The sequence below is a fragment of the Anaerobutyricum hallii DSM 3353 genome, from assembly GCF_000173975.1.
Lineage (GTDB): Bacteria > Bacillota > Clostridia > Lachnospirales > Lachnospiraceae > Anaerobutyricum > Anaerobutyricum hallii.
In genome coordinates, this window is sequence record NZ_ACEP01000079.1 from 1 (window position 1) to 9,619 (window position 9,619).

The window sequence follows — 9,619 nt, forward strand, 5'->3', positions numbered from 1 at the left end:
ATATAAACTCCATGGTTCAGTGATAACACATATGGAAACTGTAAAATTAAGATAATTCGCTAAATTTCGGAAAACGATGTCCGATTTTGCATCTGCCAGTACAGAGTATATGAAGAGATAAATATTCAAAATACAGGAGGTACTGATTATACATAGATACAGATAATGAGTATATGTATTATTATTCGGCTGAGTTTGTAAAATAAGAATAGCAAAAGTGAGAAGAGGATATTACAAATCATTGTTTTGATAATTCGGTGGTATCCTCTTTGTGGATTTCAGAATTTGTTTCTCAGCTTTCGGTATTCTCTCGGCGAATATCCTTTCAACTTGTGAAAAAGCCGACTGAAATAAAGCTGGTTATCATATCCGACAATCTTAGAAATCTCATTGATGGAATAAGTTGTTGTTTCAAGTAACATCTGAGCATTGTTGATGCGGATTCCCACAATGAATTGCATTGGTGTAGAACCGGTATATTTTTTGAAATTTCGGATAAACCAGCTGACACTCATGCCTCGTGAGGTAGCATAATCATTAATATTGATATTTTGATTGTAGTTTTCACTGAAAAAGGTAACAGCATTATCCATCTCATGATCAAGATATTCATTTTTTAATATGTGCTCTCTTGTCAGTTCCCGGTGGAAGCTGATCAGAAGATGACGTAGCAAAAGGACAAGCATTTCCTCATAATTGTCTTGACAGCGTTGGAGCTCGATAATGATACGTTTGAAAATTTGTTCATATTCATTAGATGTACCCACTTGAAAGACACGTTCTTTATCCGGAAACCCATATTGACGTAAGATATTTTTCACATTGCTTCCTGTGAAGTGAATCCAGTATACTTCTGTCTTATCTTCTCCGTAATATTCATATTTTTGGAGTTCTTTCGGTCTGTACAGTACAATGTTGCCGGCTGGAACAATCATTTCATTATTTACATTATCAAAATGAAAATGCCCACAACCAGCAGTGATATATATAATCTGATAATCCAGACGACCCCTTGGACGGTAGGTCGGAAGTTTGGGATGTCTGGAAAGACGGTAAGTACCACAGCTACCGACAATCAGCGGACGACTTTTGTCTTTGAAATCTATATGTGAGTGGTTCAAATAACCGGTGTTCAAATACATAGGACAGCACCTCTTTTCGTACTTTTTATCATTGTATCATTTAGTGCATATTTTGTCTAATCCAATTCATAGACATATTTTGCGAATTAGGATAAGCTATATATATATATAGCATAACTAAGGAACGCAAACAAAAAGTAAAGTATAAGGTTTGCTTTAGGAAAACAAAGAACAAAAAAGTATATGTATTGGAGGAGAGCTATTTATGATCGTACCACGTTATTATGAAAATCTAAGCGTACTGCATGAAAACACAATGCCAGCCAGAGCCTATTATATTCCGGCATCCAGAAGAATGGATAACTTGGTGGAACACAGAGAAGAGTCAGATCGTATGCAGTTATTGAATGGAACTTGGAAATTCCAGTATTTTAACAGCATCTATGACATTCAGGATTCTTTCTTTGAGAAGAATTATGATACAGAAAATTTTGATGAGATTCAGGTTCCAAGTGTATGGCAGATGGCTGGATATGATACACACCAGTATACAAACATCCGGTATCCATTTCCGTTTGATCCACCATATGTGCCACAGGACATTCCGTGTGGAGCCTATGTACATACTTTTGAGTACAGTAGAGATGAGAAAGCGCCAAAATCTTTTTTGAACTTTGAAGGAGTAGACAGTTGCTTTTACGTATGGATCAATGGCTCTTACATAGGATACAGCCAGGTTTCGCATATGACCAGTGAGTTTGATGTTACCGATGTACTTCAGGATGGAAAGAATACGGTGGCAGTGTTGGTGATGAAGTGGTGTGATGGTTCCTATTTGGAAGATCAGGACAAATTCCGTATGAGTGGTATTTTCCGGGATGTGTACATTTTGAAACGCCCAAAACAGGCAATCAGTGATTATCATATTAAAACAAGAATTGAGGATATGCTTGCGAAAGTAGAAATTGAAATGAAATTCTACTCTCCGTTAAATGTAAAAATTTCGATTGAAGATAGAAACGGAGCAGTTGTAGCACTAGGAAGTATTGCTGAAGAAGGAACAGCTGTATTAGAAATCGCAAGTCCGGAACTTTGGAATACAGAAAATCCATATCTATATAAACTGATTCTTGAAACAGAGAATGAAGTAATTGTAGATCACATTGCATTAAGAAAGATAGAGATTAAAGACCAGGTTATTTATTTAAATGGACAGAAGATCAAATTCCGTGGTGTCAATCGACATGATTCTGATCCGGTTACTGGATTTACAATCAATCCGGAACAGATTACAACCGATCTTACGTTAATGAAGCAGCATAATTTTAATGCGATCCGTTCCAGCCACTATCCGAACGCACCATTTTTCTATGAAATGTGTGACAAGTATGGATTCATGGTAATAGATGAAGCAGATATTGAAGCTCATGGTCCATTTATGATCTACAGAAAAGAAGACACTGATTACAATCGGTTCAAACGATGGAATGAGAAGATTGCAGATGATCCGGTATGGGAAGAGGCAATCGTTGATCGCGTAAAACTCATGGTGGAACGTGACAAAAACCGTTTCTGTATTGTTATGTGGTCAATGGGAAATGAGAGTGCTTATGGCTGCAACTTTGAAAAAGCACTGGAATGGACAAAGAATTTTGATCCAGACCGTATCACACAATATGAGAGTGCAAGATACCGTAATTATGATGAAACATATGATTACAGCAATCTGGATGTGTACAGCCGGATGTACCCAGCACTTTCTGAAATTCAGGAATATCTGGATAAAGATGGAAGCAAACCCTTCCTTTTGGTAGAGTACTGTCACAGCATGGGAAACGGACCTGGAGATTTTGAAGATTACTTCCAGATGATTCAGGATAATGATAAAATGTGTGGCGGCTTTGTCTGGGAATGGTGTGACCATGCGATTGCTCATGGAACTGCTGAGAATGGAAAGACTATATATGCTTATGGGGGCGACCATGGCGAAGAAATTCATGATGGCAACTTCTGTATGGATGGATTAGTATATCCGGACAGAACGGTACATACAGGACTTTTGGAATACAAGAATGTTTATCGCCCAGCAAGAGTTATTTCCTATAACAAAGAAAGCGGAGAACTGGTGCTTCATAACTACATGGATTTTGATGACTTGAAAGATTATGTGAAGATTAGTTATGAGCTGACACAGGATGGTCTTGTGATCAGCAAAGGCATACTTCCGGAGTTTTCTGTGGCACCACACGGGGAAGGAAAAACAAACCTGAAGATCAATGTTCCAGAGAATGGGAAATGTTATTTAAAACTTATTTACCATCTGAAAAAAGAATTGCCACTGTTGGATGAAGACCATATTCTTGGATTTGATGAAATTGAGGTAAGTAAAGAGGATACAAAATGTAAACTTGCAGAGAAATGGATACCAAAAACAGTAGTGGACTCTGAATTACAGGTAAATGAAAATGATACACAGATTCATATCAAGGGGCGTGAATTTGCTTATACCATAGACAAACGTACTGCACTCTTTACAGAGATGAAATTCGCAGGGCGGGAATACTTGAACCATCCGATGGAATTAAATATTTGGAGAGCTCCAACAGATAACGATATGTACATCAAGTCTGAATGGAAGAAAGCCCACTATGATAAGGCTTACACAAGAGCCTATACGACAGAGGTTGTGCAGGGAAAACATGGTGTGAAGATTACAAGCCATGCTTCCGTTGTGGCAGAGACAGTACAGAAGATTCTTGATGTGACGATTACATGGAAAATAGAAGCTGCTGGAAAGATTGATGCAGATATTGCAGTAACAAAAGACGATGAATTCCCGGATCTTCCGAGATTTGGTGTGAGGATGTTCCTGGATAAAAAACTTTCAGCTGTAAGATACTTTGGAATGGGACCACAGGAAAGTTATTGTGATAAACATCAGGCTGCGAGCCACGGTTTGTACCGGGCAGATGTAGGGGATTTACATGAGGACTATATCCGTCCACAGGAAAATGGAAGCCATTATGATTGTGAATATGTAGAGATTAACAACAGCCGATATGGAATTGTGGCATCCGCAGAAAAGGCATTTTCATTCAATGCTTCTTATTATACACAGGAAGAACTTGAGAAGAAAACGCATAATTATGAATTAATAGAATCAGATAGTGTAGTATTCTGTGTTGACTACGCATTAAATGGCATTGGTTCTAATAGTTGTGGTCCAGTTGTATTGGAGCAGTACCGATTTGATGATGTATTATTCCGGTTTCAGTTTACACTGATACCGTATGTAAAGGGATAATAAAGTTTCATGTAACCCGTAAACAAGGAAAGAGAGTCTGATTGTAATGTAAAGTCCGGATATACAGAGCAATCAGACAAAATCGGAGAAAAAAACAGAATTAGATATCATACGGTTAGCCATATTGAGATTCTAAGTGCGATGAAGATGAGGAGCAAAGAAATTCGATGGAAGAAAAAAAGTATTTGAAATGGTATAACAAAATTGGATACGGATCAGGTGATATTGCAGGTAATGTAGTCTATGCGTTCCTGACATCTTTTATGATGGTCTATCTGACGGACTCGGTAGGACTTGCTGCAGGTGTCGTGGGTACCCTGATTGCCGTATCAAAACTATTTGATGGTTTTACGGATATATTTTTTGGATCAATGATTGACAAAACACACAGTAAAATGGGAAAAGCGAAACCCTGGATGCTATACGGATATATTGGTTGTGCCATTACGCTGGTCGGCTGCTTTGCAATACCGGTGAGTTTGGGAACAACGGCTAAATATGCATGGTTCTTTATTTCTTATACACTGTTAAATGGTGGGTTTTATACAGCAAACAATATTGCTTATTCAGCACTTACGTCACTGATTACAAAGAACAGCAAAGAGCGTGTACAGATGGGATCTTACCGTTTTATTTTTGCATTTTCAACAAGTCTTCTGATTCAGGCGATTACAGTTGGATTTGTAGATAAATGTGGTGGAGATGCTGCGGCATGGAGAACGGTTGCTATTATCTATGCAATCATTGGTCTGGTCGTAAATACGATTTCAGCACTTTCTGTTAAGGAACTTCCGGAGGAAGAACTTAATGAAGGAGAAGTAAAGAATGATAATGAAAAGTATGGAATGGTACAGGCATTCAAGCTTCTTGTCAAAAACAAATATTACATGATGATTTGTGGAACATATATTTTACAGCAGTTATATGGTGCCATGATTGGAGCTGGCATTTATTACATGACATGGGTACTGAAAAATAAGAATTTGTTTGGACAATTTGCATGGGCAGTAAATATTCCACTGATCATTGCCCTGATTTTCACACCGACATTAGTTGGTAAGTGGAAAGGTATGTATAAACTGAACTTAAGAGGTTACGTCTTAGCAGTCATCGGTAGAGCACTTGTTGTTGTTGCCGGATATATGGGCAGTGTTCCGCTGATGATGGCATTTACAGCTCTTGCAGCCTTAGGTCAGGGACCATGGCAGGGAGATATGAATGCAGTTATCGCATCTTGCTCTGAATACACTTATCTTACGCAGGGAAAGAGAATTGACGGAACGATGTACTCTTGTACTTCTCTTGGTGTAAAAATCGGTGGGGGTATTGGAACCGCTGTTGTTGGATGGATGCTTGAGTTCAGTGGATATGTCGGAACAAATGTAACTCAGCCACAGTCTGCACTTGATATGATGCAGTTCATGTATCTTTGGCTTCCGTTAATCTTTGATGTATTGATTATGTTTGTACTTTCAAGAATGAATGTAGAAGATGCAAATAAAAAACTGAGAGCAGAAAAAGGAATTGCTGCAGATGAAGTAACAGATGCATTAGACATAAATTAGAATTGACAGGAGAAAGCGTTGTCTGGTCGTTGCTCGATGAGACAGTGCTTTTTTCTATATATAAAGTGATAGAACTGTATTTTGAAAATAAAAAAGGACCACTTCATTTTTGTGAAATGGCCTTAAGAAAATATTCAGTTTTCACAAAATAGCCCTTTTAGTATTTATACATGGTAAGGATGCTCAAAATATTCAGTGTAGAATACTAAAAGGTCATTCAGATGTTTTTTTAGGTTGCTCATTTGCAATTCCTCCTTTCCTTATTTACAAGTTGATTATAAGATAGGTGTAAAAGGATTGCTTGCCAAATCGAAAGAAGATATAGACAAATGTTGCAAAGGGGAGTATTTCATGCAGTTAAAATATGTTGACACAAAAGAGGAGATTATAGCAATAAATAGGAAGTCAAAACATATTGAACCACATCTTCATAATGCACTGGAGATCGTTTGTGTAACAAGTGGATCATTAGAACTTGGTGTCGGACAGGAACTATACCATATGGAAAAAGGAGATATAGGCTTTGTATTTCCAGATGTTATTCATCACTATCAGGTACTGACACCCGGTGTAAATAAAGCGACTTATCTGATTGCATCGCCATTTACGATAGCCAAATTTGCAGATATCATGCAATCCATGGCTCCTGAATACCCAATCATCAAAGCGGAAAAGGTTGAACCGGAGGTATATAGGGTTATAAATGCAATTTTAGAGACAGAACGGTCGGATATTACTGTTGCACAGGCATATCTTCAAATTGTGTTGGCACGCTGCATAGGAAAATTAAATTTGGTAGAAAAGAGCAGTGTGGGGAGCAACGATCTTATTTACCAGACAGTTTCCTATATATCAGCAAATTTCAAGAAGAAGTTTTCGTTGGAAGAGATGGCAAAAGACCTGGGCGTGAGCAAATATGTTTTATCCAGACTCTTTTCCAAGACATTCCATAGAAACTTTAATAAATATCTTAACGATGCAAGGCTGAACTATGCATGCCATCGTTTGGAAAATACGAGTGATTCTATTACAAATATTTGTCTGGATAGTGGATTTGAAAGTCAGAGAACGTTTAACCGAGTATTTAAAGAAAGATATAAAATATCACCAAGTGATTATCGAAGTACTTGTGTGAAAGAGATGTTGTCATAAAAGGTTCTGTTAATCGAAATATTTACTTTGATTTTACAGTGCTATGTATTTGATTTCATGTGTGGATGATATAATATAAAAATATTTGTAGGTTGAAGAGAGTTATTATGAAATTAATGGGAAACGTCATGCATCTCCACATCTTTTCCTTATCACGGAAATAGAACAGGAAATTTTGCTTTCTTCTTATGAAATTCCAAAAGGAGAAGATAAAAATACATTTTCATAAATAAAATCCTTTTGTTTGCCATAGGCTCCTCCCACTACCTTTAGGTGGTGGGAGGAGCCTTGTAAATCTTTAGTCGCTAACCCTGATTCTCAATATATTTTTGTATAGTGGCTGAAGATACTTCTCCAATGCTACAAGCAAAATATCCGTCTGACCAAAATATCTTCTTCTTCCAATACTGTTTAGATAGAAGCGAACCATATTTGTGCCATAAATAATACGTTGTTTCTTGCTTTACAATTTTGACAATATCGCAAACTTTATCTGTTGTATCGTAACTTAATAAGAAATGTATATGATCTTTGTCGGTTTCTATAGCAATAATTTCGTAGCCATAAGCATTAGCAATATCGAAAATCTTTTGTTTAACATCATCAGCGATAGAATCTTTGAGTAATTGTTTACGATATTTGGTTACTAGAACTATATGTACTTTAAGGTTGTATTTCCGTCTGTTATGACGATTGTATCTATTATCCATAATTCACCTCAAAACATTGATTTTCACCAATTGTTATTATATAATATATTTAGTGAAATATCTACGAAAGGAGTACATCTATGGAACAGATAACTATTACAGCTAAAATTCAAATAGTCGCAACGGAAACGGATAAAGTTTTGCTTGATGAAACGATGTCTGTTTATCGTAATGCCTGCAATTATGTTTCAGACTATGTATTCCATACTCACGACTTAAAGCAGTTTTCACTTAATAAGGTTTTGTATTCTACTTTACGGGAAAAGTTTGGTCTTAAATCGCAAATGGCTCAGTCTGTTTTGAAGACCGTTATCGCCAGATATAAGACCATTCTAGAGAATCAAAATGAATGGATTAAACCCTCGTTCAAAAAGCCTCAGTATGATCTGGTCTGGAACAGAGATTATTCCTTAACACAAAACCGCTTTTCAATCAATACGCTGAATGGTCGTGTGAAGTTATCTTATTTTGCAGATGGAATGTCTAAGTATTTCGACCATACGATCTATAAGTTTGGTACAGCTAAGCTTGTAAATAAGCATGGTAAGTATTATCTTCACATACCAGTAACCTATGATGTCGAAGAAAGTAATATTTCTGACATCTGTAATGTTGTGGGCATAGATAGAGGTATTAACTTTGTTGTTGCCACTTATGACAGCAAACACAAGTCTGGATTTGTTAGCGGTAAGGCTATAAAGCAAAAACGTGCTAATTATTCCAAACTTCGTAAAGAACTCCAAATGCGACGGACAGCATCTTCAAGACGAAGGATAAAAGCTATTGGTGGGCGAGAAAACCGTTGGATGCGGGATATTAACCATCAGGTGTCAAAGGCACTCGTTAAAAATAACCCAAAGCACACTCTCTTTGTATTGGAAGATCTGTCAGGTATTCGTAATGCTGCAGAACGTGTTAAAACAAAAGACCGTTATGTTTCTGTATCATGGTCTTTCTATGACCTTGAACAAAAACTAATCTACAAAGCAAAACAGAATCAGTCTTCTGTTATTAAGGTAGACCCTCGCTATACAAGTCAGTGCTGCCCTTGTTGTGGGCACGTTGAAAAGTCTAACCGCAATAAGAAGATACACCTGTTTACTTGTAAAAACTGTGGTTACAAATCTAATGATGACCGCATTGGAGCTATGAATCTGTATCGTATGGGAATAGACTATCTTGCAGATAGCCAAGTACCTAATACAGTTGTAACAGAGTAAACTCTGCTACAAAGGGTGCTGTCAACCACCCTATGATGTAACGCCACTTTAGATAGCAATATCTATCGGGGATTAAAGGTCGGAGGTGTAAGCCGTTAGTACGACTGGGCAGTTACAAGCCCATGACCTTTAGGTCGTGGGTAGTTGACAGAATGGTTGATATGAAATCATGTAATGATACTCCTTTTAAAATAGAGTATCACCAACAATAGATTGAGTATGCTAAATGAATTGAGTATAAATAAAACATAAAAATTATTCTGTAAAGTGAAGATATGTGATATAATACCTAAGCTGCCGAACCTCCAGCAGAAAGGAGGTGAATTCCTATGGGAGAAGTATTTACCAGTTTTCTTATCTCTGTCATAGCAGGAGTAGTTAGCTACTACATATGCAAATGGCTGGATAGGGATAAATAGGCAGCCACAGCCTAAACGGAGTAGTTCACCGTAACGAACAAGAAAACCCTCAGAGTTGCCGCTCTGAGGGTTTTCGTTTTGCCTATGGGAATTTACCAGTTTCCTTAGCTACGTTCATTATATGCCAGAGCAGGAAAAAAATCAACTAAGAAAAAGAAAGATATTAC

The 9,619-nt window shown here is 37.2% G+C and carries 6 protein-coding genes; 4 read left to right on the top strand and 2 right to left on the bottom strand.

Annotated features, from left to right (window positions below; translation table 11 throughout):
- Positions 1 to 278: 278 nt before the first annotated feature.
- The gene (locus EUBHAL_RS07450) at positions 279 to 1,142 is read right to left on the bottom strand and encodes an AraC family transcriptional regulator (RefSeq protein ID WP_005347368.1); all 864 of its coding nucleotides are present in this window, start codon (positions 1,140 to 1,142) and stop codon (positions 279 to 281) included.
- A gap of 205 nt (positions 1,143 to 1,347) precedes the next feature.
- Between EUBHAL_RS07450 and EUBHAL_RS07455 the strand changes: the two genes are divergently transcribed.
- From EUBHAL_RS07455 to EUBHAL_RS07465, 3 genes are all read left to right on the top strand, one after another.
- Complete coding sequence (locus EUBHAL_RS07455) at positions 1,348 to 4,386, top strand: glycoside hydrolase family 2 TIM barrel-domain containing protein (protein WP_005347370.1); 3,039 nt, start codon at positions 1,348 to 1,350, stop codon at positions 4,384 to 4,386.
- A gap of 167 nt (positions 4,387 to 4,553) precedes the next feature.
- Positions 4,554 to 5,951, top strand: coding sequence for an MFS transporter (locus EUBHAL_RS07460; protein WP_005347373.1), 1,398 nt, complete (start codon positions 4,554 to 4,556; stop codon positions 5,949 to 5,951).
- Positions 5,952 to 6,302: 351 nt separating this feature from the next.
- Positions 6,303 to 7,103: a helix-turn-helix transcriptional regulator gene (locus EUBHAL_RS07465; protein WP_044922541.1), complete on the top strand. Its 801-nt coding sequence runs from the start codon at positions 6,303 to 6,305 to the stop codon at positions 7,101 to 7,103.
- Positions 7,104 to 7,408: 305 nt separating this feature from the next.
- Here EUBHAL_RS07465 and tnpA read toward each other — a convergent pair whose 3' ends face one another.
- Positions 7,409 to 7,813, bottom strand: a complete 405-nt coding sequence (tnpA, locus tag EUBHAL_RS07470) for an IS200/IS605 family transposase (RefSeq protein WP_005347378.1) — start codon at positions 7,811 to 7,813, stop codon at positions 7,409 to 7,411.
- 80 nt (positions 7,814 to 7,893) lie between these two features.
- Between tnpA and EUBHAL_RS07475 the strand changes: the two genes are divergently transcribed.
- On the top strand, positions 7,894 to 9,033 hold the full coding sequence (locus EUBHAL_RS07475) for an RNA-guided endonuclease TnpB family protein (protein ID WP_005347379.1): 1,140 nt from the start codon (positions 7,894 to 7,896) through the stop codon (positions 9,031 to 9,033).
- Positions 9,034 to 9,619 lie beyond the last annotated feature (586 nt).

What these genes read in the sequence shown, in the direction of transcription:
- EUBHAL_RS07450 (WP_005347368.1), bottom strand. Translation starts at nt 1,142, where the DNA reads ATGTATTTGAACACCGGTTATTTGAACCACTCACATATAGATTTCAAA.
- EUBHAL_RS07455 (WP_005347370.1), top strand. Translation starts at nt 1,348, where the DNA reads ATGATCGTACCACGTTATTATGAAAATCTAAGCGTACTGCATGAAAAC.
- EUBHAL_RS07460 (WP_005347373.1), top strand. Translation starts at nt 4,554, where the DNA reads ATGGAAGAAAAAAAGTATTTGAAATGGTATAACAAAATTGGATACGGA.
- EUBHAL_RS07465 (WP_044922541.1), top strand. Translation starts at nt 6,303, where the DNA reads ATGCAGTTAAAATATGTTGACACAAAAGAGGAGATTATAGCAATAAAT.
- tnpA (WP_005347378.1), bottom strand. Translation starts at nt 7,813, where the DNA reads ATGGATAATAGATACAATCGTCATAACAGACGGAAATACAACCTTAAA.
- EUBHAL_RS07475 (WP_005347379.1), top strand. Translation starts at nt 7,894, where the DNA reads ATGGAACAGATAACTATTACAGCTAAAATTCAAATAGTCGCAACGGAA.